Source organism: Thioalkalivibrio sp. ALJ2, assembly GCF_000378325.1.
GTDB lineage: Bacteria > Pseudomonadota > Gammaproteobacteria > Ectothiorhodospirales > Ectothiorhodospiraceae > Thioalkalivibrio.
Genome location: NZ_KB899557.1, coordinates 224753 through 247282 on the forward strand (window position 1 = coordinate 224753; position 22530 = coordinate 247282).

20 protein-coding genes and 1 pseudogene are annotated in these 22530 nt (G+C 69.6%); 5 read left to right on the top strand and 16 right to left on the bottom strand.

Features of this window, described 5'->3' with window-relative positions:
* Positions 1-34 precede the first annotated feature (34 nt).
* Positions 35-814 carry an inositol monophosphatase family protein gene (locus tag F468_RS0110180; RefSeq protein ID WP_018174874.1) on the top strand — a complete coding sequence of 260 codons (780 nt, stop codon included), beginning with the start codon at positions 35-37 and terminating at the stop codon, positions 812-814.
* Positions 815-879: 65 nt separating this feature from the next.
* Here the strand turns inward: F468_RS0110180 and F468_RS13760 are convergent.
* The 13 genes and pseudogenes from F468_RS13760 to F468_RS0110245 all read right to left on the bottom strand — a co-directional run bounded on the left by F468_RS13760 (position 880) and on the right by F468_RS0110245 (position 13619).
* A pseudogene (locus F468_RS13760) lies at positions 880-1238 on the bottom strand (helix-turn-helix domain-containing protein).
* A 2-nt stretch (positions 1239-1240) separates the two neighbouring features.
* Positions 1241-2233 (bottom strand): tRNA dihydrouridine synthase DusB, encoded by a 993-nt coding sequence (dusB, locus tag F468_RS0110190; protein WP_018995080.1) that lies wholly within the window; start codon positions 2231-2233, stop codon positions 1241-1243.
* A gap of 60 nt (positions 2234-2293) precedes the next feature.
* Positions 2294-3031, bottom strand: coding sequence for a hypothetical protein (locus F468_RS0110195; RefSeq protein ID WP_018138957.1), 738 nt, complete (start codon positions 3029-3031; stop codon positions 2294-2296).
* Between the two features lie 51 nt (positions 3032-3082).
* Entirely contained in the window at positions 3083-3964 is an 882-nt protein-coding gene (prmA, locus tag F468_RS0110200; protein ID WP_018138958.1) for a 50S ribosomal protein L11 methyltransferase, read from the bottom strand.
* The gene (accC, locus tag F468_RS0110205) at positions 3964-5310 is read right to left on the bottom strand and encodes an acetyl-CoA carboxylase biotin carboxylase subunit (protein WP_018138959.1); all 1347 of its coding nucleotides are present in this window, start codon (positions 5308-5310) and stop codon (positions 3964-3966) included. The genes prmA and accC overlap by 1 nt, the downstream gene beginning before the upstream one ends.
* 34 nt (positions 5311-5344) lie before the next feature.
* A complete protein-coding gene (accB, locus tag F468_RS0110210) occupies positions 5345-5797 on the bottom strand; it encodes an acetyl-CoA carboxylase biotin carboxyl carrier protein (RefSeq protein WP_018138960.1) in 453 nt (150 codons plus the stop codon).
* Between the two features lie 7 nt (positions 5798-5804).
* Positions 5805-6248 (bottom strand): type II 3-dehydroquinate dehydratase, encoded by a 444-nt coding sequence (gene aroQ, locus F468_RS0110215; protein ID WP_018993186.1) that lies wholly within the window; start codon positions 6246-6248, stop codon positions 5805-5807.
* 285 nt (positions 6249-6533) lie between these two features.
* The gene (locus tag F468_RS0110220; RefSeq protein ID WP_018995081.1) at positions 6534-11063 is read right to left on the bottom strand and encodes a DEAD/DEAH box helicase; all 4530 of its coding nucleotides are present in this window, start codon (positions 11061-11063) and stop codon (positions 6534-6536) included.
* 18 nt (positions 11064-11081) lie between these two features.
* On the bottom strand, positions 11082-11384 hold the full coding sequence (locus tag F468_RS0110225; protein ID WP_018865618.1) for a hypothetical protein: 303 nt from the start codon (positions 11382-11384) through the stop codon (positions 11082-11084).
* Between the two features lie 65 nt (positions 11385-11449).
* Complete coding sequence (locus tag F468_RS0110230; protein WP_018995082.1) at positions 11450-12655, bottom strand: alkaline phosphatase family protein; 1206 nt, start codon at positions 12653-12655, stop codon at positions 11450-11452.
* A 10-nt stretch (positions 12656-12665) separates the two neighbouring features.
* Positions 12666-12986, bottom strand: coding sequence for a BolA family transcriptional regulator (locus tag F468_RS0110235; RefSeq protein WP_017925236.1), 321 nt, complete (start codon positions 12984-12986; stop codon positions 12666-12668).
* A 112-nt stretch (positions 12987-13098) separates the two neighbouring features.
* Positions 13099-13398 carry a type II toxin-antitoxin system RelE/ParE family toxin gene (locus F468_RS0110240; RefSeq protein ID WP_018995083.1) on the bottom strand — a complete coding sequence of 100 codons (300 nt, stop codon included), beginning with the start codon at positions 13396-13398 and terminating at the stop codon, positions 13099-13101.
* Complete coding sequence (locus F468_RS0110245; RefSeq protein WP_018995084.1) at positions 13395-13619, bottom strand: addiction module protein; 225 nt, start codon at positions 13617-13619, stop codon at positions 13395-13397. The genes F468_RS0110240 and F468_RS0110245 overlap by 4 nt, the downstream gene beginning before the upstream one ends.
* A 117-nt stretch (positions 13620-13736) precedes the next feature.
* Between F468_RS0110245 and F468_RS0110250 the strand changes: the two genes are divergently transcribed.
* The 3 genes from F468_RS0110250 (at position 13737) to F468_RS0110260 (ending at position 17150) form a co-directional block, all read left to right on the top strand.
* Positions 13737-14405, top strand: a complete 669-nt coding sequence (locus tag F468_RS0110250) for a haloacid dehalogenase type II (protein WP_018138967.1) — start codon at positions 13737-13739, stop codon at positions 14403-14405.
* A gap of 98 nt (positions 14406-14503) precedes the next feature.
* Entirely contained in the window at positions 14504-15673 is a 1170-nt protein-coding gene (locus tag F468_RS0110255; RefSeq protein ID WP_018138968.1) for a GNAT family N-acetyltransferase/peptidase C39 family protein, read from the top strand.
* Positions 15666-17150: a RimK family protein gene (locus F468_RS0110260; RefSeq protein ID WP_018995085.1), complete on the top strand. Its 1485-nt coding sequence runs from the start codon at positions 15666-15668 to the stop codon at positions 17148-17150. The genes F468_RS0110255 and F468_RS0110260 overlap by 8 nt, the downstream gene beginning before the upstream one ends.
* Before the next feature lie 186 nt (positions 17151-17336).
* Here F468_RS0110260 and F468_RS0110265 read toward each other — a convergent pair whose 3' ends face one another.
* A complete protein-coding gene (locus F468_RS0110265; protein WP_018138970.1) occupies positions 17337-17882 on the bottom strand; it encodes a glycine cleavage system protein R in 546 nt (181 codons plus the stop codon).
* A gap of 152 nt (positions 17883-18034) precedes the next feature.
* Here F468_RS0110265 and F468_RS0110270 point away from each other — a divergent pair, with 152 nt between their 5' ends.
* Positions 18035-20674: a PEP/pyruvate-binding domain-containing protein gene (locus F468_RS0110270; protein ID WP_018995086.1), complete on the top strand. Its 2640-nt coding sequence runs from the start codon at positions 18035-18037 to the stop codon at positions 20672-20674.
* 26 nt (positions 20675-20700) lie between these two features.
* On the opposite strand, the gene F468_RS0110275 is transcribed toward F468_RS0110270, so the two are convergent.
* Positions 20701-21468 (bottom strand): SDR family oxidoreductase, encoded by a 768-nt coding sequence (locus F468_RS0110275; RefSeq protein ID WP_018995087.1) that lies wholly within the window; start codon positions 21466-21468, stop codon positions 20701-20703.
* Positions 21461-22282 carry a TatD family hydrolase gene (locus tag F468_RS0110280; protein WP_018993176.1) on the bottom strand — a complete coding sequence of 274 codons (822 nt, stop codon included), beginning with the start codon at positions 22280-22282 and terminating at the stop codon, positions 21461-21463. Before F468_RS0110280 ends, F468_RS0110275 begins: the two co-directional genes overlap by 8 nt.
* Positions 22283-22530: the final 248 nt, after the last annotated feature.

The following is a 22530-nucleotide window of genomic DNA, read 5'->3' on the forward strand; positions in this document are numbered from 1 at the left end:
CTAAGATAGCTCCTTTTTTTGAAGGGGTAGCAGCATGCAGCAAAGCGCGTTTATGGAGGCCGCCCAGGCCGCCGCCGATGCCGCGGACAAGGTCATTCGTCACTACTACGCCGCCGGCGTCGATGTGGAGACCAAGCCCGACGACACGCCCGTGACGCGCGCCGACGTGGAAAGCGAACAGGCGATCCGCCAGGTGATCCGCGAGCGGTTCCCGGATCACGGCTTCTACGGCGAGGAAACCGGCCAGTCGGACATGGACTCCGACTATGTCTGGCTGATCGACCCGATCGACGGCACCAAGAGCTTCGTGCGTCGCTACCCGTTCTTCTCCACCCAGATCGCGCTGATGCACAAGGGCGATCTGATCCTGGGGCTGTCCAATGGCATGCAGTTCGGAGAGCGCGCCTGGGCGGAAAAGGGCCAGGGCGCCTACCTCAACGGCGAAAAGATTGCCGTCGCCCCGACCACCGAGCTGGGCCGCGCCTCGCTGTCCACCGGGAACCTGAAGACCCTCGCGCAGAATCCCGAAGGCTGGGCGGCGCTGGGCGGGATCATGGCCGAGGTCAATCGCACGCGCGGCTATGGCGACTTCTACCACTACCACCTGCTGGCGCGCGGCAGCATCGACCTGATCATCGAGTCGGATGTGAACATCCTCGATATCGCGGCGCTGGCCGTGATTGTGCGCGAGGCGGGCGGGACCTTCACCAATCTGTCTGGCGGCGAGCTGGACCTGCAGACCACCAACGTGCTGGCGGCCGCGACGCCGGAACTGCACCGCACGGCGCTGCAGCGCCTCGGCTGGAAGGGCTAGATCGGTCGATGATTGCGCACACGCCCGTGCAGGTGGCGGGCGTGTGCCGGGTCCGGCGGGGTGAGTTAGCGCTGGGCGCCGTTCCCGTTTCCGTTCCCGTGGCCGTTCTCGCTGATCAGGCCATGGGCACGCAGCTTCTTGCGCAGCGTGGCGCGGTTGAGCCCCAGAAGCGCCGCCGCCCGGCTCTGGTTGCCGTTGCAGCGCTCCAGCACGCAGGCCAGTAGCGGGCGCTCGACCTCGTTCATTACGAGCGCATAGAGGTCGTGACTACTCTGCCCGTCCAGCGTCTCGAAATACTGGTCCAGCGCATTGCGCACCGACTCGGCGAGTACGCAGCCCGACGCGAGGTTGCCGGATGATACCGGTTCCCCGCTTTTGATACCGGTTCCCCGCTTTGTTCTTGTTCTAAAGAGGGTACGTCCATCCTCATGCGGCCTCGCTTGTGATTCCTGACAGAATGGCGCGCAGGCGCCCAAGCTGTTCACTAGCGGTAGTGGCGGCGAGAAGGGAAGCCCGTGCCGCCCGGGTTGGGTCCTCCCCGAGACCCATGTGCTGAAGATACCAGCCCAGGTGCTTGCGCGCGATACGCACGCCCTGCATTTCGCCGTATTGCGCATGCAATGCCTGCAAATGCTCCTCGATCAGCGCAAGAAGCGTATCCCATGCCGGGTCGGCTGGCACCGGTTCGCCGGCCAGGGCGGCGCGGATCTGGCCGGGCAGCCAGGGGCGCCCCTGTGCCCCGCGCCCGATCATCAGTCCGGTCGCGCCGGTGGTTGCGAGCGCCCGGCGCGCACTGTCGATGTCGACTACATCGCCGTTGGCCAGCACCGGGATGGAAACGGCGCGTACCACACGCGCGATGGCCTCGTAGTCGGCCGTGCCCCGATAGGCGTCGGCGCGGGTGCGCCCGTGCACGGTCAGCATCGCGATGCCGCAATCCTGCGCGATGCCCGCGATGGTCTCGGCGTTGATCCGCTCGCGATCCAGCCCCAGGCGCATCTTCAGCGTGACCGGGACCTCGACGCTTTCCACCAGTGCGGTCAGCAGCTCGCGTACCCGCTCCGGTTCCCCCAGCAGGGCCGAGCCTGCGGCCTTGCTGCAGACCTTCTTGGCGGGGCAGCCGAGGTTCAGGTCGATCACGTCCGCCCCGCGGCGCACGTTCTCGCGCGCGGCCTCGGCCAGCGGTTCGGGTTCGTTGCCCAGCAGTTGCACGATGCGCGGGCGGGGTTCCTGGCGGTGGTCCAGCCGGTGCCGGCTCTTGTCGCTGCCCCACAGGCGCGTGTCCGAGGTGACCATCTCCGAGACAGCCGCGCTCGCGCCCAGGCGCCGCGCGATCAGGCGCAACGGCCGGTCACTGACCCCGGCCATCGGGGCCAGGAACACGGGTGGGCCGGGGAAATGGTGGGGGCCGAGCTGCATGCGGGATTTCGAACCAGCAGGGTAAAACCCGAGAGTCTAGCAGCGTTGAGCGGGGCGGGGTCAGTGCAGCGTGATGTGGGCCCCGGTGATGTGCGGCCCGGTATCAGGTAATTCGATCTCGATCGCATAGCGGTGACCCGCCGCCATCGGTGCCTGAAGGTTGGCATGGCCGTCCGCCGGATGGAGTCGCCAATGGCCGCGGGGTGTCCCCAGTCGGTCCGACAGCCAAACGTCTATGACCGGCCATCCCTGTTGCAGTGGGCTTTCCAGCTCAAAGCGCATGGACAGGTCTCCCGCGTTGGCGAGGTGCAGGTCGGGGGAGGAGACGCGGATGCGTGCCGGTTCGCGCCCAGGTTCCCATGGCGGGCAGAGATCCTCGACCCGCGGGGTGGCACAGAGACTCGCCCGGGCGTCGTCCAGTCCGCTCCAGGCCCCCGGGGGCACCGGCGGCGCCAGCAGGAGTTGCAGGGCGAGGAGGGCGAGCAGCAGGAGGGCCAGAAAGGCAGCGAAGGCCCGCCCCGGGCGTCGTCCCGGAAATGCCGTGGTCTGCCCGGGGCGGGTATCGATATCGAGTTCCAGTGTCTGGCGCCGGGGGCTGCGCTCGATATCCAGGGAGGCAGTGTGGCGCACCGCCGAGATGCCGGGGCCGGTTGCCCGTTCGCCGGCGCCGCCGATCTCGAGTGCCACGAACAGCGCAAAGTCCGCACCGCAGGCATCACAATGTGCCCGGTCCAGTCGTAGCTCTTCGCCGCGGGTCAGGGTGTGGGCAACCCCACAATGGGGACAGCGGGCGAGCATCGCGAGGGGCTCCGGTCAGCCGTGCCAGAAGACCGGTCGCGGGCGCATACGCTAGCGCCGGCGCCCGCTGAGCAGGGCCCAGCCCTCGCGGGTGTCCTCGATCCCGATGTCGAAGGCGTCCGCGTAGGCCGCCATGACCTCGTCGGCCTGGCGCTCCAGCAGGCCGGCCAGCAGCAGGCGTGCCCCCGGGCGGGCCGCGCGGGCCAGTTCCGGGGCGAGGTCGATCAGGGGCTTGGCCAGGATGTTGGCAATAACCAGATCAAAGCCGGCATTGGGTACCGGGTGATCGGTCAGTCCGACCTCGATCCGGTCCTCGGAGATGTCGTTTTCCGCCGCATTGCTGTAGGTGGCCTGGACGGCCTGGCGGTCGATGTCGGTGCCCACTGCATGTCGTGCCCCCAGCTTCAGCGCCGCGATCGCGAGGATGCCGGAGCCGCAGCCGTAGTCGAGCACCTGCTGGTCGCGTGGCGGGTTCGCCGCCAGTGATTTCAGGCACATCGCGGTGGTCGGGTGATTGCCGGTGCCAAAGGCCAGGCCCGGGTCGAGATGCACGAACACGCCATCCTCGACGTCGGGCGGGGTCTCCCAGGAGGGCACGATCCACAGCGGGCCCCCGCAGTGGATGGCGCCCAGGCCATCGAGCCCTGCGCGCACCCAGTCCTGATCCTCGATCGCGACCACGGAGATGGATTCCGGCGCCGGCTGGAGTCGCTCCAGCGAGGCGGCGGCCAGCTCGGCCTGGGTGGCGTCGGCGAACACGGCCTTCAGGCACACGCTGGACCAAAGCGGATGGGTACCCAGCGGGGGCTCGAACAGCGGCTCGTCGGCGCCGTCGTGGAGCTCCACGCTGACGGCGCCAAGCTCGAACAGGGCATCCTCCAGGGGCTCGGCCTGCTCCGGGGCAATCTGGCACTGCAGCTCGGCGAGGCTCATCAGGTCAGCGACTTCAGCTTCTTCTCCAGGTAGTGGATATCGGTCCCACCGTTCTGGAAGTTCGCATCATTCATCAGCTCGCTGTGCAGGGCGATGTTGGTCTCGATCCCGTCGATCACGATCTCGCCGAGCGCGCCGCGCATGCGGGCGATTGCGATCTTGCGGTCAAACCCGTGGGCGATCAGCTTGCCGATCATCGAGTCGTAGTAGGGCGGCACCGCGTAGCCGTTGTAGATGTGGGTGTCCATGCGGATGCCGAGCCCGCCCGGGGCGTGATACTGCTGGATGGTGCCCGGGCTGGGGATGAACGTGGCCGGGTTCTCGGCGTTGATGCGGCACTCGATCGCGTGCCCGCGGATCTCCACCTGATCCTGGGTCAGGGACAGCGGTTCGCCCGCCGCGATGAGAATCTGTTCGCGCACCAGGTCGATACCGGTGACCTGCTCGGTCACCGTGTGCTCGACCTGCAGCCGGGTGTTCATCTCGATGAAGTAGAACTCGCCGTTCTCGTACAGGAACTCGAAGGTCCCGGCGCCGCGGTAGCCGATCTCCTGGCAGGCCCGCACCAGCCGCTCGCTCATGGCCTGACGCTGTTCGTCGGTGATGCCCGGTGCCGGGGCCTCCTCGATCACCTTCTGGTGGCGGCGCTGCATCGAGCAGTCGCGCTCGCCCAGGCAGATGGCGTTGCCGTGGCTGTCGGAGAGGATCTGGAACTCCACGTGGCGCGGGTGCTCGAGGTACTTCTCCATGTACAGGGTGTCGTTGCCGAACCCCTGCTGGGCCTCGCTGCGGGTCAGCGAGATCGAATGCAGCAGCGCGCCCTCGGTGTGCACCACGCGCATGCCGCGGCCACCGCCGCCCGCGGCGGCCTTGATGATCACCGGGTAGCCAATCTCGCGGGCCAGCGCCATGTTGGTGTCGGCGTCGTCGGTCAGCGCGCCGCCGGAGCCGGGCACACAGGGGACGCCGGCATCCTGCATCGCCTGCTTGGCTGAGACCTTGTCGCCCATCAGGCGAATCGTCTCGGCGCGCGGGCCGATAAAGGCAAAGCCCGAGGACTCCACGCGCTCGGCGAAGTCCGCGTTCTCCGACAGGAAACCGTAGCCGGGGTGGATCGCGCCGGCATCGGTGACCTCGGCCGCGGCGATCAGCGCGGGGATGTTCAGGTAGCTCTCGCCGGAGGCGGCCGGCCCGATGCAGACCGACTCGTCGGCCAGGCGCACGTGCTTCAGGTCGCGGTCGGCGCTGGAGTGCACCGCGACCGTCGCAATGCCCATCTCGCGGCAGGTGCGCAGGACCCGCAGGGCGATCTCGCCGCGGTTGGCGATCAGAATCTTTTCAAACATGCTCGGACCTGTAGGCAGCGAAGTCGGGGGGGCGTCAGCCGATGATGAACAGGGGCTGGCCGTATTCCACCGGGTTGCCGTTCTCGACCAGGATGTCGCGGATGGTGCCGGCCTGGTCCGCCTCGATGGGGTTGAGCATCTTCATCGCCTCGATGATGCACAGCGTCTCGCCGACCTCTACCGTCTGGCCGACCTCGACAAAGGGCTTCGCGCCGGGACTCGGGGCACGGTAGAAGGTGCCGACCATCGGCGCGGTGACCGGGTGGCCGTCCACTTCCGGCGCCGCCGGTGCCGCGGCCTCGCCCGCCGGGGCGGCCGGGGCGGCGGCCGGTGCCGGGGCGGGCATCGCTGCCGGGGCGGCGGCCACGGCGGAGCCGCTCGGCGAACGGGTGATGCGCACCGATTCCTCGCCTTCGTGGATCTCGATCTCGTGGATGCCGCTCTCGTCGAGCAGATCGATCAGTTTCTTGACCTTGCGAATATCCATGGGGTGTCTATGACTCCTTGAGGGCCGCGATTGCCGCGTCCAGTGCCATCCGGTAGCCGATGACGCCGAACCCGCTCAGGGTGCCGGCGGCGACATCGGCCAGGCGCGAAGTATGACGAAACGCCTCGCGCGCGTGGATGTTGCTGATGTGAATCTCGTAAAACGGGATGTCGACGCCCAGCAGGGCGTCGCGCAGGCTTACGCTGGTGTGCGTCAGGCCGCCCGGGTTGATCAGGATGCGGCGTACGCCCTCGTTGCGTGCCGCATGGATGCGGTCGATCAGCTCGCCCTCGTGGTTGCTCTGAAAGCAGGCCAGGGTCTCCCCGGCGGCCTGGGCGTGCGCAGTCAGGTCGGCCTCGATGTCCGCCAGCGTATGGTGCCCGTACCGCTCCGGCTCCCGCTGTCCCAGCAGGTTCAGGTTGGGGCCGTTGAGTAGCAGGATAGAAGGCATGATGGGCGGAATCGGCAGCGATCCTGTCGTGAATGGACGCGATTGCACCAAAAATGGAAGGTGCATCGAATGAACGGGATTCTGCCGTACCGGTGGTGCGAGTGTCCAGCCAGACAGGCGTTTTTTGCCCGGGCTCGTGTGATGGGCGACTGCGATATGCCGATGGGTTGGGGCAGCCGTTCGAGCTTCGAGAGATTCCGGGCGAACGGTGCGTTTCGCAGGGCTCAACGCACCCTAGGCCGCGCCGATGTCACGGTAGGATGCCGATGAGCGCAGCGAATCGCATCAACGGCGGCCGGCGGGTGGCTCCAGGCGCAGGCCGCGGACCTCGCCCAGGGCGCCGCCGGCACGCAGGGCGGCGGCGAACGGGGACTGGCGCGCCGGTTCGCCGTTGATGCTCTCGATGGTGACGCCGCGGCGCTTCGGCAGCCAGCGGCTCCCGGCGAGCTGGCGGATGGCCTCGGTGACGAGGGCGGCGTGCTCCTCCGCGGTGTCGATGCCGGGGATGGTCTCCCAGACGAACAGCTGGCGACCGGAGGCGGCCAGGTACAGCAGCGGCTGGCCGCCGGCCAGCGCGACCAGCGCCCCGGCCACGCGGCGCAGGCGGCCCTCGGCCGCTTCCGGCGGCTGCGGCCAGGGCAGGAGCTGGCCCCAGGGGCTGGCCGGGTCGACGCTCGCCAGCCACTGCGGCTCGGGGGTGTCGTCGGCCGCGCGTTCCAGGGCGCGCAGGCGGTCCACTGCGCCGGCGCGGGCGAACTGAGCGCCGGTCAGGCCCTCGACGAAGTGGCCACGGCGCAGCTTGCCGGCGTCCTCCATCGCGCGGTAGACGGGATACACGCGCCCGAAGCCGCCCGGCAGGCCCTCGGCGCGGGCCATCTCGCGGCTGACCACGCCGTACCGGGCCAGCAGGTTCTCGGCCTGTTCGCGGGCGCGTTCGGTCAGCGACACGCCGGGGTCGATCAGCTCGGCGACCCGTGACCAGCGCCCGCCCGCCAGACCCTGTCCCGGGCGTCGCCGGCCGCGCGCGGAGGTCCGGCGCTGACCGAGGCTGCGCAGCGGCGCGAAGGTGTCGTTGGTGATCTGCCCGGCCCAGACCAGGTCCCAGATCGCGGTTTCGATCGCGTCCTGGCGGGCGTCCGGCTGCGCCGTCCGGGCTGCGCGTTCCAGCTCCAGGTAGAAGCAGGCGCCGCGCCGGTCCAGGGCCTCCAGGATCGCCTGCGCCAGCGGGTCGTCGCTGGCGGGGGTATCCGCGGCACCGGCCTCCGGTTCCAGCAGCACCATCGCCTGTTCGCGGCGCAGGAAGCGGAGGCGCCCGTCGCGCTGGCCCAGCGCACCACTGCCCACCCAGACGAACTCCCCGGAGGCGGTGATGCGGTCGAGCGCATCCAGCGAGAAGTCGCGCACCCGCATCGGCAGTACGTGGGCGGTCCAGGCGGACCAGGGCAGGGCGATGCCCTCCAGTTGCGTCAGCGTGTCGCGCAGGGCGCCGGCCCCGCGTCCGGGTTCGGTCAGACCCTGCCAGGCCGGCAGGAAGCGGCCCAGTGCGCGGGCGTCCACCGCCGCCGCCTCGTCGCGCAGCCGCGCTAGGGTGCGGCGCTTCAGCCGCCGCAGGATGTCCAGTTCGCACCAGTCCTCGCCGGTGCCCTGCGGGCGGATCTCGCCGCGCAGCAGTACGCCGGCGCGCTCCAGGCTCTCGAGCGCCGGCAGCAGTGCGCCCGGCGCGAGGCCGTAGCGAGCGCCCAGGTCCTCGTTGCGGAAAGGTCCGTGGGTACGGGCGTAGCGGCGCAGCAGCTGTTCCAGCGGGCGCTGCGGCGGTTCCAGGAAGGCGGCGGGCAGGCCGGGCGGGGGCACCACGCCGAGGGCATCGCGGTAGAGCGCGGCGTCCTCGGCCGCGATCCAGCGCGACTCGCCGGCGATGCGCACCTCCACCGCGCGCAGGGACCGGGCGAGCTGTTCCAGCCACGGCCCCGGTGCCTCGGCACAGGCGGCCGCCACTTCGTCCGGGCTCAGGTCCCCGCGCCGGCGCAGCAGGTCGTGCAGGGCGTCGGCGTCCGGCACCCGGGTCGCCTCGGTGGCGTGCGCCAGCTCGGCCTCCAGCTCGGCCAGGGCCTCGGGGTCGATCAGTTCGCGCAGCTCGGCCTGGCCCAGCAGTTCGGCCAGCATGCCGCGGTCGAGCGTGAGCGCCTGGGCCTTGCGCTCGGCCATCGGCGCGTCCTGCTCGTAGATGTAGGCCGCGACATAGGCGAACACCAGGCTGCGGGCGAACGGGGAGGCCTGCGGCGTCTCCACCTCGTGCACGCGGATGCGGCGTTCCTGCACGCCGCGCAGGATCTGGCGCAGGGCGTCCAGGTCGAACACGTCGGCCAGCACCTGGCGGTAGGTCTCCAGCACCACCGGGAAGCTCGCGTACTCGCGCACCGAGGCCAGCAGCTGCTGCGACTTCAGGCGCTGCGCCCACAGCGGGGTGCGCTGGCCGGGGCGGTTGCGTACCAGCAGCAGGGCGCGTGCCGCGTTCTCGCGAAAGGCGCTGGCGAACAGCGTGGAGTTGCCCAGCTCGCGGGTGACCGCCTCCTCCAGCTCCTCCGGGTCGGGGAACAGGCTGTCCAGATCGGGCAGGTCCTCGCTGTCGGCCAGGCGCAGCACGATGCCGTCGTCGGTGTACATCACCTGCACCTCGAAGCCGGAGCGGCTGGTCAGCGCGCCCTGCAGGGCCAGCGCCCAGGGGGCGTGCACGCGCGCGCCAAACGGGGTCAGGATGCAGACGCGCCAGTCGCCGACCTCGTCGCGGAAGCGCTCGACCACGATGCGCTGGTCGGAGGGCAGCTGTCTGGTGGCCTCGCGCTGCTCGTCGATGTAGTCGCACAGGGTCTCGACCGCCGCCTCCGACAGTGGCGCGTGTTCCCTGAGCCAGGTCGTGCGTTCGGCGCGGTTCATGCGGGCCAGCCGCTCGGTCGCGGCGCCGATGGCCTGGCCGAGCTGGATCGGGCGGCCGGGGCCGTCGCCATGCCAGAACGGCAGCTTGCCGACCTCGCCGGGGGCGGGGGAGACGAGCACGCGGTCGCGGGTAATCGCCTCCACGTGCCAGGTGCTGGCACCCAGGGTCACGTTCTCGCCGGTCTTCAGCTCGAACACCATCTCCTCGTCCAGTTCGCCGATGCGCGGCCCGCCCTCGCCGACATGCACGCCGTACAGCCCGCGGTCGGGGATGGTCCCGGCGTTCAGGCGCGCGGCCAGTGCCGCTCCTCGGCGCGGGGTCAGCTCGTCGCGGGCGCGGTCCCAGGCGAGCCAGGGGCGCAGGTCGGCAAAGTCGGTGCTCGGGTAATGGCCGGAGAGCATGTCCAGCGTGGCCTCGAGCAGCGCCCGCGACAGCTCGCGCCAGGGTGCGGCGCGGCGGACCAGCGCGTGCAGCTCGTCCACCGTGCGCGGGCGTTCGCAGACCATCGCGACGAGTTGCTGGGCCAGCACGTCCAGCGGGTTGTGCGGGGCGTGGATCGGTTCCAGCGCGCCGGCCTGCATGCGCTCGCCGATCACCGCGCATTCGAGCAGGTCGCCGCGAAAGCGCGGCAGCAGCAGCGAGCGCGAGACCTGGCCCACGCCGTGCCCGGCACGCCCGGCGCGCTGCAGCCCACGGGCGACCGCGCCGGGGGATTCGACCATGATCACCAGGTCCACCGCGCCCATGTCGATGCCCAGTTCCAGCGAGCTGGTCGCGACGATGCCGCGCAGGCGCCCGGTCTTCAGCCGGCCCTCGATCTCGGCGCGGCGCTCGTGGGACACGCTGCCGTGGTGAGCGGCGACCAGATCCTCCACCGGTTCGGCATCCTCCGGCTGCTGCTCGCGCCAGGCCTCGTTGATGCGCTGGACCAGACGCTCGCACAGCCCGCGGCTGTTCACGAACACGATGGTGGAGCTGTGCTCCAGGATCGCGGCCAGCAGGCGCGGCTCCAGGCGTGCGGCGCGGTCGCCGCCAGCGGTGGGGAGCTGCCCGGTGCCCTGGCCGTAGACCGCGCCGAGGATGGAGCCGGACGGGATCGGGCCGGCTGAGGGGCTCGTCGTATCCGGGCCCTCGACGGTGGCGGGTGCGTGCTCGGCGGGTGGCTCCTCGGGGGCAAGGATCTCGAGGTCCAGGCGCGGTGGCTCGGCGGCGTCGATCACCTCCACCTCGCGGTCGCCGCCGAGGAAGCCGCGCGCCACCTCCACCGGGTGCACGGTGGCGGACAACCCGATGCGCTGCGGGTCCTCGCCACAGCGTTCGGCCAGCCGTTCCAGTGACAGGGCGAGGTGCGCTCCGCGCTTGTTGCCGGCCAGCGCATGCACCTCGTCGATGATCACCGTGTGGATGGACTCGAGGTTTTCGGCGGCCTTCGAGCCCAACAGCAGGTACAGCGATTCCGGCGTGGTCACCAGGATGTCGCCGGGTTCGCGCGCCTGCGCGCGGCGCTCGGCCTGCGGGGTGTCGCCGGTGCGGACGTGTACTACCGGCTCGCCTGGGGTTTCGCTAAGGCGCGCGGCGGTCTGCGCGATCCCGGTCAGCGGGGCGCGCAGGTTGCGTTCGATGTCGGTGGCCAGCGCCTTCAGCGGCGAGATGTACAGCACCGAGTAGCCGTGACGGGCATCCGGTGCTGGCTCGCCGGTCAGGCGGTCAATGGCGCTGAGGAAAGCGGCGAGGGTCTTGCCGCTGCCGGTGGGGGCGATCAGCAGGCAGTGGTGGCCGGCCCGGATCGCGGGCCAGCCGCGCGACTGGATCGCGGTCGCCTGCCCGAAGGCCTCGCCGAACCAGGTATCGGTCCCGGGGCGAAAGGGCGTGACCGGCATCGGTTCGGGCGTAGCGGGTCAGGCGTGGCCGACGGTGGTGTCGGTGGTGGCGTGGAAGTAGTCGCTGTCGCGCGCCAGCTCGTCGATCAGCTCGTGCAGCATGGCCAGGCGGCTCTCGGCGTCCGAGAACGGGGCGCAGTCCTCGCACAACGGATCGCCGCAGGGCTGGCGGCTGTACAGCCAGAAGTGCACGGCACCGGCCAGCAGGCCGTCGGCGACATCGCCGGTTTCAGCGGCCTGGCCGTCATCGGCAAGCCGGTTCGCCAGCTCGATCAGGTGCTGGGCGGCATTGTTGTAGGTCTGGTCGGCGGTGTCGTTCATGGGATCTCGGGACAGTCTTGTTTCAGCCAGCGCCAGCCCGTTTGACCGGCACAGAACCCGGCAGTTTACCGCGACTGGCCGATATTCCGAAGAAACAGGGGAATATGCCGCTCTTCCGGCGACAGGCCGCCGTGGGCGCCGACGAAGAACGGCCCCTCGTCGTCGTCCGGCGGGTCCACCAGGTAGGCGTCCTCCGCGGGCAGCAGCAGGTAGTCGCCGGCGCGTGCCCGCAGCTCGGGGTGCTCACGGTGATGCCCTGGGGGCAGGCCCAGCGTGCCAGGCCCCAGCCAGTCAGCGGCGGGGACTGCGGCTACGTCCGCGCCGAAGGCGGCGTCCAGGGCCGTCAGGAAGTCCGTGTCGCGTCCTTCGCGCACATGGGCGATGGCCGCGCGTGGCTCGCCGGTCAGGCGGTGAAGCAGGCAGGCCTGCACCGCCGGGTGCTCGCGCAGGTCCAGGCGGCGCTCCATGCTGCGCATGCCGTGGTCGGCGGTAGTCAGGAACACGCTTTCCGGGCGCTGGATCTGCGCGCAGGTCGCGGTGTAGGCCAGGTCCAGCTGCTTCAGGTGGCGTTCCACCTCCGGGCTCTCCGGGCCATAGGTGTGGCCCAGGTGGTCGAGCTCCGACCAGTACACATAGGTGAAATGCGGTCCCGGCGTCGCGTTCACGTGCGCCGCCACCCGTGCCGGCAGCTCGGACAGGTCCTCGAAGCCGATGAACGCGGCCGAGCCGTTCATCATGCGGTTGTACGGGGTGCCGCCAATCCAGTCCGGTCCGATCATGGTGGTGTGGCAGCCGAGCCGGTCGACCAGGCGGTCTGGCTGTACGCGGCCGGTCAGCTCGCGGTAACCGAGTGTGGCCGGGCGGTCTTCGGCGTCGCGCTCCTGGCCCATCAGTACCGTCAGCGTGCGCTCGGCGGACGGCAGGCGGGTGTGCCAGCCGAGCAGGCCGTGCTGCGCGGGCGTGCGCCCGGTCAGGATGCTGCTGATCGCGGTCGCCGTGGTGCTGGGGAACACGGTCTCGAGGTCGGTCACGTAGTCCGTGCCCAGTAGCGGCAAGTGGCGGCGGTAGCGGGTGGCAAAGCCGTCGATCAGCCACAGCACGATGTGGCGGTCCGGCCCCAGGTGCTCGGATACACCCGGCAGCGGCGGGTGGCTGGCCGCCGGGTTCAGGCTGGCCTCGATCTGGCCGAGCAGGTCCATCAGCCCGGGCGCCTCCAGCCGGGCGCGCAGGATGTCATCCACGACCGAGTCGGCCGCGGCGTTAGCCGTCATCGACAAGCGATCAGGCCTTGCCGCCGTCGCCACCCATGCAGGGCGGGGAGTCGGCGACCTTGCCGGCACGCTCGAACCACTGGTCCGGGTCCAGCGTGTGCAGCGCCAGGGCGTGGATGCCCCCGGCCAGCTCGTCGGCCAGGGCCTGGTTCACCAGCCGGTGCCGCGCGATCAGCTTCTGGTCGCGAAAGGCCTCGGATACCACCGTTACCTTGAAATGCGACTCCGAACCCGGCGGCACGTTGTGCATGTGGCTCTCGTTCACCACCTCCAGATGCTCGGGCGCAAAGCGCTCCTCCAGCTTCCGGGTAATGGTCTCCTGCATGCTCATCGACGACTCCAGTGCTTCGATTGACGGGACATCGCACTCAGTGTGCCGTGTCGTACCCGCATGTCCAGATCCTTGGCCAGCCGCATGGCTGCCGCTGTCTGGGGGGCAGTCATCAGCCTTCCCGTGTGCGTTCCTTCCAGTAATCCGGGTGGCGGTGCAGGTGCATGACCGCGAGAATCAGGATGCCCCCGTCCTCTTCTGCGTAGAGAACCCCATACGGAAACCGCTTCACGAATGAGCGCCGCACTTCGCCCTCCAGAACGGTCCAGGCACGCGGGTAGGCGATGGCGCGTTGCACCGCTGCAAACACTTCAACTGCAAAATCGTTCCCGAGGCGGGGCTCGATTTCTTCGTAGTACTGAACGGCCTCGGTGAGTTCTTGCTCCGCTTCCGGGTGAAAGCGAAAACTCATCGTTCAAACCGGCTCCATATCCTCTCGAAGACCTGTTCGCCAGGAATCGCTTCGACTGTGCCCGAGCGGATCTCTTCCAGGCGCTTCCGCGAGACCTCCGCCCATTTGCGGTCCACGCCCGCATCGGGGGGGGTCAGGCTGCGCAGGAGGGAATCGACCACCAGAGCGCGCTCTTCCACGGGCAGGGACTCGGCTTCGTCAATAAGGTCTTTGATCTTCATGTCACCATCTTCCTGGTATCGCTGGGGGCAATGACCGGCGCAAGCGTAATTCTCATACTGGCATCTTGTGGCCGGTAGTGCGAGATGGCGGTTTGGTGGTTACATCCGGGAGGGGCTATGCGGCAGACGCTGGCGTTTGATGTGTACGGGACGCTGATCGATACGCAGGGGATTGCGGCGACGCTCGAGGGGTGGATGGGCGACCGGGCGCCGGTGCTGGCGCGGGCCTGGCGCGAGAAGCAGCTGGAGTACACCTTCCGGCGCGGGCTGATGGGGGCGTACGCGGATTTCGACACCTGCACCGAGCAGGCGTTGCGGTACTGCTGCGAGGCACTGGGTATCGCGCTCGAAGCGGAGCAGGAGGCGGAGCTGTTGCGGCGCTATCGAGAGCTCCCGGCCTTCGCCGATGCAGGGCCGGCCCTGGACGAGCTGCGGGCGGAGGGACACCGTCTATTCGCGTTCTCCAACGGGACGGCCGAGACGGTTATCGGGCTGCTGCGGAACGGCGGGCTGACGGATCGCTTCGAGGATCTCGTCAGCGTGGACGAGATTGGCTGCTTCAAACCGGACCCGCGCGTGTACCGGCATTTCCTGCAGCGGGCGAATGCGCTGCCCCGGCAGGCATGGCTGGTTTCAGGCAACCCCTTCGACGTGATCGGTGCGCAGGCTGCGGGCATGCGCACGGTCTGGCTTGACCGGGCGCGGCAGGGCCTGTTCGACCCCTGGGGTAAGGAGCCCACGGCCACCATCGGCGGCCTGGACGAACTGTCCGGGGCACTACGTTAGCCGGGGTCTTGCCGTCGGCAAATATTCCTGCTGGAGCGGCCTATTGGCGCCCGGTGGTTGCGCTACGATGGAGATCGGGCCGCCGCCGGGAGAGGAGCGTGAGCCAGCAGGTCAAGCAACGGGTCGCGCCCGCCGCGGAATCGCCCTTGATCCGTCCGGCCACGCTGGAGGATCTGGAGGCGCTGGTGGCGCTGGAGGATGCGGCGTTCGAGATCGATCGCATCTCGCGGCGGCAATTTCGCTACCTGCTGACGCGCGGGCATGCGGCCACGCTGGTGGCGGAGGGACCCGGCGGGGAGGGCCTGCTCGGCTACGTGATGCTGCTGTTCAGCCGCGGGACGTCGCTGGCGCGGCTGTACTCGATTGCGGTCAGCGCGCGGGCGCGCGGCCAGGGGCTGGGCCGGCGCCTGGTGGAGGCGGCGGAAGACGCGGCGCGCCAGCACGGGCGGACCGATCTGCGTCTGGAGGTGCGGCGCGACAATGCGGCCAGCCTGGCCCTGTTCCGCGGGCTCGGGTATCGCGACTTCGGCACCATCGACGACTACTACGAGGACCACATGGATGCGCTGCGGCTGCAGAAGTCGCTGGCGACCGGCCCCGATCCGGCGCTGGTACGCGCCCCGTACTACGCGCAGACGCTGGAGTTCACCTGTGGCCCGGCTGCGCTGATGATGGCGATGCGCGCGGTGGACCCGGCGCTGAAGCTGGACCGGCGCCTGGAGCTGCGCCTTTGGCGCGACGCCACCACGATTTTTATGACCTCGGGCCACGGCGGCTGCGGGCCGTACGGGCTCGCGCTGGCGGCCGCCCATCGTGGGTTCGAGGTGGAACTGCTGGTGCGCGATCGCGGGGTGGCGTTCGGGGATTCCGTGCGCAGCGCGGAGAAGAAGGAGGTGATGCAGCTGGTGCAGGAGGACATGGTCGAGGAGCTGGAACAGCTCGGGGTGCCGGTGGTGCACGGCCCGGTGAACGTGTCCCAGCTGGAGGCGCGCTTTGGCGAAGGCGGGGTGCCAGTGGTTCTGATCAGCAGCGTGCGGCTGTATGCCGAGCGCTTCCCGCACTGGGTCACGGTGACGGGTTTCGACGAGCGCTTTGTCTACGTGCATGACCCGTTCGTGGACGTGGAGCAAGGGGAGCGCGCGGTGGACTCGGTGAACATGCCGATCGCGCGTGCGGACTTCGAGCGCATGGCGCGCTACGGCCGCGCGGGCCTGCAGGCAGCGGTGATCGTCGGCCCGCGCCGGGCGGCGGAGGGCGCGCATGCCTGAGCACCGCATCCTGGTCGAGCGCCGGGCGGACTGGAAGCCGCACTTCCCCGACCTTCCGGTCATGGCCATCGACGACTACCTGCGCGGCCCGGCCGCCGACGACCCGGCCACCCTGCGTGTGATCAACCTGTGCCGCAGCCAGCGTTACCTGTCCGCCGGGTACTACGGCTCGCTGCTGGCGGAGGCGCGCGGGCACCGGGTGATCCCCAGCGTGCGCACCCTGCAGGACCTGTCGCGCAAGTCGATCTACAGCCTGGATACCGAGGAGCTGGACGAGCGCGTGGCGCGCGTTCTGGGCCGCAGCCGCCAGGGCGCGCAGCCCGAGCGCCTGGAGCTGACCGTGCTGTTCGGCCAGTGCGACGAGCCGGCACTGCAGGAGATCGCCGCGCAGCTGTTCGCCCTGTTCCCCGCGTCGATGTTCCGGGTGGAGTTCCGGCTGCAGGGACGCTGGCAGATCCACGCCCTTCGCCCGTTCGCGCTGAACGCGCTGGAACCCGAGCAGGAGCCAGCCTTCTTCGCCGCGCTGGAGCGCTACCTCTCCAAACCCTGGCGCCGCCGCCGCGGGGCACGCAGCGCGCGCTACGAGCTGGCCATCCTGCACAACCCGGACGAGGCCATGGCCCCGTCCACGCCGGCCACGCTCAAGCGCTTCGCCCGCGCCGGGCAGGAGCAGGGGATGGATGTCGAGCTGATCCAGGCACGCGATCTGCCACGGCTGGCGGAGTTCGACGCCCTGTTTATCCGCGAGACCACGGCCATCGACCACTACACCTATCGCTTCGCGCGCAAGGCCGAGGCCGAGGGCATGGTGGTGATCGACGACGCCGACTCCATCCTGCGCTGCACCAACAAGGTCTATCTGGCCGAGCGCCTGGCCGCCCATCGCGTGCCGACGCCAAAGACCGTGATCCTCAACCGCGAGACCATCCTGCGCGCGGAGGAACAGATCGGTTATCCCGTGGTGCTCAAGATCCCGGACGGCAGCTTCTCGCGCGGGGTATTCAAGGCGAACGACCGCGCCGAGCTGGAATCCATTGCCCGGCGCCTGCTGAAGGAGAGCGATCTGATCCTCGCCCAGGAATTCGTCTACACCGAGTTCGACTGGCGCATCGGGGTGCTCAATCGGCAGCCGCTGTACGCCTCACAGTACCTGATGTCGCGCAAGCACTGGCAGATCGTCAATCACGACGCCAAGGGCGGCCCGCGCGAGGGCGGCTTTCGCACGCTGGCACTGGCGGACGTTCCCGCCGCCGTGGTCAAGACGGCCGTCAAGGCCGCCAACCTGATCGGCAATGGCCTCTACGGCGTCGATCTCAAGCAGACCCCGCGCGGCGTGATGGTCATCGAGGTCAACGACAACCCCAACCTCGACGCCGGCATCGAGGACAAGGTCCTCGGCGAAACGCTCTACACCACCCTGATGCAGGACTTTGTCCGCCGCCTCGACGCCGCCCGCCGCCACCGCGCCGCGCCCTGACGTGGCGCGTTGAACGGCGTTACGCTTTACGCCATTGGCGTACAGACCGGATGAAGAAGCGTCGTAGGATGTGATGAGCGAAGCGAATCGCATCGGGGGATGCACCGAGCGGGGAAGTGGTGCGTTTCGCTGCGCTCAACGGCAGCCTGTGGGTGCAGGATGTTGCCTACCCGCGTCGGGAGGTGTTCAGGCTACGGCCTCGGGCGGTTCCTGCAGCGGGTCGTGGAGTTCGAGGTCGACCATCAGCTCGTTGGCCAGGGCCTCCAGGTCATCCTGCAGTGTGTGCAGGTCCAGGTCCTCGGGAACGCCCAGGCGGGCCATCGCGCGGAACATCGGCTCGCCGGTCATCGAGCCCGGCTCGCAGGCGGTCTCCAGCGTCTCGACACTTACGCCGTGGTGCGAGAGCACGGCGGTAATGTCCTGCACGATTCCCGGTCGGTCGTGCCCGATCAGGTCCAGCACCACCGGATGCCGCGCCGCCGGCGGCAGTTCGCTGCCCCGCTGGATATGCACCTGCAGCCCGTCGCCTTCGAGCCCGCGCAGCGCGGCCTCCAGCGCGTCGGCGTTCTCGGTATCCACCTCCAGCAGTACCACCCCGGCAAACTGCCCGGCCAGATGTGCCATCCGACTCTCCAGCCAGTTGCCGCCCGCCGCACGTGCCCGGGCCGCTACCGCGCTGACCAGTCCCGGGTGGTCCGGTCCGATGAGCGTCAGAATCAAAGATGTCTTCATGGTCGATCTCCTGTTGCCGCTGGGGCAGGATAGTCCATGGTAAGCCAAGTGACGCCTGTTGGGTGTACTCGCGGTGCCGGGTGGGTGTGCCGAGCGTTGAGCACCTGCGGGGCAGGGGGTACTGTGGGGCGCCCAGACCGCACGGGCGCTTGATGGCCACCGATCGCCAACCTCAGCACGAGGCAGTCTCCACCGGGCTGGACGGCCTGGATCGGGTGCTCGACGGACTGCGGATCGGCGACAACGTGGTCTGGCGGGTCGATGACATCGCGGACTACCGCCGCTTTGTCCGGCCGTTCGTGGCCGCCGCCCGCGCCCAGGACCGTTCCATCATCTATCTGCGCTTTGGCGCGCATGCGCCGCTGGTGGAGCCGGGCCCGGGCATCGAAGTGGTCGCCATCGACGCGTTACGCGGCTTCGAGCCGTTTACCCGCCATGTGTTCCGCCTGATCACCGAGCATGGTCGCGGCGCCTTTTATCTGTGCGACTGCCTCTCCGACCTGCTGGAGGCCTGGGCCACCGACCACATGGTGGGAAACTTCTTCCGCGCCATCTGCCCCTATCTGTACGAGATGGATACGGTGGCCTGGTTCGCGCTGCATCCGCACAGCCATTCGCACACCACGCTGTCGCGCATCCGCGAGACCACGCAGGTGCTGATCGACGTGCGCCGCGCCGGCGAGGCGGTGCATGTGCAGCCGGTGAAGGTGTGGCAGCGCAGCTCGCCGACGATGTTCCTGCCGCACCGTCAGCACGGTACGCAGTTCGTGCCGGTGGTGGACAGCAGCGAGGCCACGCGGCTGCAGGCGTTGCTGGAGGAGCAGCGCCCCGGGCAGCCGCACGGCCGGCAGCTACTGGACTACTGGGACCGCCTGTTCCTCGCCGCCTCCGATGCGCTGGCGAAGGGGGCGCCGGCGGCCGACCGTGCCCGGGTGCAGGACGAGATCCTGCGGGTGCTGATCGGCCGCGACGAGCGCCTGCTGGAACTGGCGCGGCGTCACCTCGGGCTGGAGGAACTGCTGGCGGTCCGCAGCCACATGGTCGGCAGCGGCTACATCGGCGGCAAGGCTGCGGGCATGCTGCTGGCGCGGCGCATGCTGCTCGCGCAGGACCCGCAGCGCTGGAGGCGGGCGCTGGAGCCCCACGACTCGCACTTCATCGGGGCGGACGTGTACTACGCCTATCTGGTGCACAACGGCTGGTGGCCGCGGCTGATGCGCCAGCGCACCGCGGAGGGTTACTTCGACGAGGCGCGCAGCCTGCGCCGGGACATGCTGCACGGCGAGATCCCGCCGGAGGTGCGCCGCGAGCTGGAGCGGGTGCTCGACCACTACGGGCAGTACCCGATCCTGGTGCGTTCCAGCAGCCTCCTGGAAGACGGCTTCGGCAACGCCTTTGCCGGCAAGTACGAGAGCGTGTTCTGCGTAAACCAGGGCAGTCCCGGCGAGCGTCTGGCGCAGCTGGAGGACGCCATCCGCCGGGTCTATGCCTCGACCATGAGCGACGACGCGTTGAGCTACCGCCAGCAGCGTGGCCTGATGGATCAGGAAGAACCCATGGCGCTGCTGCTGCAGCGGGTCAACGGCCGCTACCACGGGCACTACTACCTTCCGGACGCCGCCGGGGTCGGGGTCTCGTGGAACACCTTCGTCTGGGACGGCGCGCTGGATCCGTCCGCCGGGATGCTGCGCCTGGTGCTGGGTCTGGGCACCCGCGCGGTGGACCGGGTCGCGCGCGACCATGCCTGCGTGGTGGCGCTGGACCAGCCCGAACGGCGGCCGTTTCGCAGCCCGGAGGAGGCGTACCGCTATTCGCAGCACGCCGCCGACGTCCTCGACATCCAGGCCAACCGCGAGGCCGTCGTCCCCATCCAGGAACTGGCCGAGGCCGCGCCGGACCTGCCCCTGAACCTGCTCGGCGAGGTCGACCGTGAGGCCCGCCGCCGCGCCCGCGAACAGGGGCGCGAGGAGCGCTTGTGGCGGGTGACCTTCACCCCGCTGCTGCAGCGCACCGGCTTCGCCCCGCTGATGCGCGACCTGCTCAAGACCCTGGAGGCCGCCTACGCCCACCCGGTGGACGTCGAGTTCACTGTGCACCTCGACGCCGAAGGCAACGCCGGCGTGAACCTGGTGCAGTGCCGGCCGCTCGCCACCCTGGGCAGCGACCGGCCGGTGGAACTGCCCGGGAAGGTCGACCCGCAGCGGCTGCTGTTCGCCAGCCAGGGCCGCTTTATGGGCGGCAATCTGGACCTTGCCATCGACCGCGTCATCCGCGTGGACGGCGCACGCTACGCCGAGCTGCCCCGCCCGCAGAAATACGCCGTCGCCCGCCTGGTGGGCGCCCTCAACCGCCAGTATGCCACCCCTGGTGACTGCACCACGCTCCTGATCGGCCCCGGCCGCTGGGGCACCAGCACCCCCGAACTGGGCGTGCCCGTGCGCTTCGCCGATATTGACCGCGTGCGCATACTGGTGGAGGTGGCCGACCCCGATGCCGGCATCGTCCCCGACCTCTCGTTCGGCAGCCACTTCTTCCAGGACCTGGTGGAGGCGCGGATCGCCTACGCTGCGCTGTTCCCCGCCGAGGCGGACTGCGAGTACCACCCCGCCTGGCTCGACCGGCACCCCGCGCACACGCCCGAGGTCAACATCGGGGACCCTGTGGACCCCGCGGTACTCGCAACGGTGCAGGTCCATGACACCCGCGACGCCGCCCTGCGGGTGGTCGCCGACGTGGTGCAGCAGCGCCTCGTCTGCTTCCGGGCCGGCTCGACTTTGACGGGTACGGGGTGACGGATCTGTTCCGTCGCCGGAACGAGTCAGTCGGCGTAGATCATGCGGCGGGTCATGCCGCCGTCGGCGGTCCATATCTGGCCGGTGACGAAGCCGGCGTCGGGGCCGAGCAGAAAGGCGGTGAGGGCCGCGATGTCGCCGGGCTGGCCGACGCGCCCGGCCGGATGCTGGGTGTGGTCCTGTGCGGACAGCGGCTCGGCCTGTTGCTGCTCGGGACTGCGGGTGTCGATCCAGCCGGGGCGGATGGCGTTGACGCGGACCCCCGGGCCGGCGCTGATCGCCAGGGCGTGGGTGAAGGCGTCCAGTCCGCCCTTGCTCGCGGCGTAGGCCTCGGTGTCCGGTTCTGACTGCAGGGCGCGGGTGGAGCTGATGTTGACGATGGCGCCCCGGCGGCGGTGCAGCAGCGGCAGAGCATGCTTGGCGAGCAGGAAGGCGCCGGTGAGGTTGGTGTCCAGCCAGCGCTTCCAGTCGGCGAGTTCCAGCTCTTCCAGTGGTCCGGAGTGCGGGTCGCTGATGCCGGCGTTGTTCACCAGGGCATCCAGGCCGCCGTGCCATTCTTCCGTGCGTCGCACCGCCTCGCGGACCTGTTCCTCGTCGCGGACATCCAGCGTGATGGTCCGGGCGGTGGGGCCCAGCCGCGTGGCGGCCCGTTCGCATTCGGGGCCGTCGATATCGGCCAGCACGACCTGCCAGCCATCCTGCACCAGGCGCTTGGTAATGCCGAGGCCGATCCCGAGCGCCGCGCCGGTGACCAGCGCGACGCGTTGCGACCCGCTGTCCGGGGGTTCAGGCACCGGCGGTTTCGGGCAGGTTGTAGAAGGCGGTGGCGGTGGCGGTCGTGTGGGCGGCGAGGTCTTCCGGAGTCTCGTCGCGCAGGTGGGCCACGTATTCGCCGATGTGGGGGAGGAAGGCGGGTTCGTTGCGCCGGCCGTTGCCGATCTTCTTGCCGCTGCCCTTCGGCAGGGTGCGTGGCAGGAGGTAGGGCGCGTCGGTCTCGATCATCAGGCGGCCGCGCGGGATGCGCGGCACCAGCGGGTGCAGGTGGGTGCCGCGGCGTTCGTCGCAGACCCAGCCGGTGATGCCGATGTGGCAGTCGAGGTCGAGGTATTCCGCCAGGGCATCGGCCTCGCCGGTAAAGCAGTGCACCACAGCGGCCGGCAGCTTGTCGCGCCAGCGCCGCAGGATCTGGGCGAAGTCGTGGTGGGCGTCGCGCTCGTGCAGGAATACCGGCAGGCCGAGGTCGGCGGCCAGCTCCAGCTGGGCCTCGAAGGCGATGCGCTGCTGCGGGCGCGGCGAGTGGTCGCGGTTGTAGTCCAGCCCCATCTCGCCCATGGCGACGACGTTGGCGTCCGCGCGTGCGAGGTCACTGAACCGCGCGGCGATCGCGTCGGTCCACTGCTTTGCCAGGTGCGGATGCACGCCCAGCGTGGCGCGGCAGCAGTCCGGGTACTGGTCGGCGATCTCCAGGCATTTCTCGCTCTGGTGGGCGTCGGCGCCGGTGATCAGCATCCAGGACACGCCGGCCTCTCGGGCGCGTTCGAGGACCTCGTCGCGTTCCTTGTTGAAGGATTCGTGGGTGAGGTTGAAGCAGATATCGATCCATTCCATGCGCGGTATGCTAACGGATTGTTGTTGTGGTGCCAGTTTCCGGCGCTGGTCGGGGTACAAGTCGGGGTTCGGTCGAGAGATTGCCGCGTCGCCTTCGGCTCCTCGCAATGACGGGAAGAGACGGTGTCATCGCGAGGAGCGCAGCGACGTGGCGATCTCTGTGAGGAACCCCGGTGGTTGGGCCGAGAAACGTGGGGGGTGATGGATGGAGGTTGCCGCGGCGCCTCGCAATGACGTTGCCTTTGTCG

What these genes read in the sequence shown, in the direction of transcription:
- accC (WP_018138959.1), bottom strand. Translation starts at nt 5,310, where the DNA reads ATGTTTGAAAAGATTCTGATCGCCAACCGCGGCGAGATCGCCCTGCGG.
- F468_RS0110270 (WP_018995086.1), top strand. Translation starts at nt 18,035, where the DNA reads ATGGCCACCGATCGCCAACCTCAGCACGAGGCAGTCTCCACCGGGCTG.
- F468_RS0110260 (WP_018995085.1), top strand. Translation starts at nt 15,666, where the DNA reads ATGCCTGAGCACCGCATCCTGGTCGAGCGCCGGGCGGACTGGAAGCCG.
- F468_RS0110280 (WP_018993176.1), bottom strand. Translation starts at nt 22,282, where the DNA reads ATGGAATGGATCGATATCTGCTTCAACCTCACCCACGAATCCTTCAAC.
- accB (WP_018138960.1), bottom strand. Translation starts at nt 5,797, where the DNA reads ATGGATATTCGCAAGGTCAAGAAACTGATCGATCTGCTCGACGAGAGC.
- F468_RS0110235 (WP_017925236.1), bottom strand. Translation starts at nt 12,986, where the DNA reads ATGAGCATGCAGGAGACCATTACCCGGAAGCTGGAGGAGCGCTTTGCG.
- F468_RS0110195 (WP_018138957.1), bottom strand. Translation starts at nt 3,031, where the DNA reads ATGCTCGCCCGCTGTCCCCATTGTGGGGTTGCCCACACCCTGACCCGC.
- F468_RS0110245 (WP_018995084.1), bottom strand. Translation starts at nt 13,619, where the DNA reads ATGAAGATCAAAGACCTTATTGACGAAGCCGAGTCCCTGCCCGTGGAA.
- F468_RS0110240 (WP_018995083.1), bottom strand. Translation starts at nt 13,398, where the DNA reads ATGAGTTTTCGCTTTCACCCGGAAGCGGAGCAAGAACTCACCGAGGCC.
- aroQ (WP_018993186.1), bottom strand. Translation starts at nt 6,248, where the DNA reads ATGCCTTCTATCCTGCTACTCAACGGCCCCAACCTGAACCTGCTGGGA.
- F468_RS0110250 (WP_018138967.1), top strand. Translation starts at nt 13,737, where the DNA reads ATGCGGCAGACGCTGGCGTTTGATGTGTACGGGACGCTGATCGATACG.
- F468_RS0110265 (WP_018138970.1), bottom strand. Translation starts at nt 17,882, where the DNA reads ATGAAGACATCTTTGATTCTGACGCTCATCGGACCGGACCACCCGGGA.
- dusB (WP_018995080.1), bottom strand. Translation starts at nt 2,233, where the DNA reads ATGCAGCTCGGCCCCCACCATTTCCCCGGCCCACCCGTGTTCCTGGCC.
- F468_RS0110230 (WP_018995082.1), bottom strand. Translation starts at nt 12,655, where the DNA reads ATGACGGCTAACGCCGCGGCCGACTCGGTCGTGGATGACATCCTGCGC.
- F468_RS0110225 (WP_018865618.1), bottom strand. Translation starts at nt 11,384, where the DNA reads ATGAACGACACCGCCGACCAGACCTACAACAATGCCGCCCAGCACCTG.
- F468_RS0110180 (WP_018174874.1), top strand. Translation starts at nt 35, where the DNA reads ATGCAGCAAAGCGCGTTTATGGAGGCCGCCCAGGCCGCCGCCGATGCC.
- F468_RS0110220 (WP_018995081.1), bottom strand. Translation starts at nt 11,063, where the DNA reads ATGCCGGTCACGCCCTTTCGCCCCGGGACCGATACCTGGTTCGGCGAG.
- prmA (WP_018138958.1), bottom strand. Translation starts at nt 3,964, where the DNA reads ATGAGCCTCGCCGAGCTGCAGTGCCAGATTGCCCCGGAGCAGGCCGAG.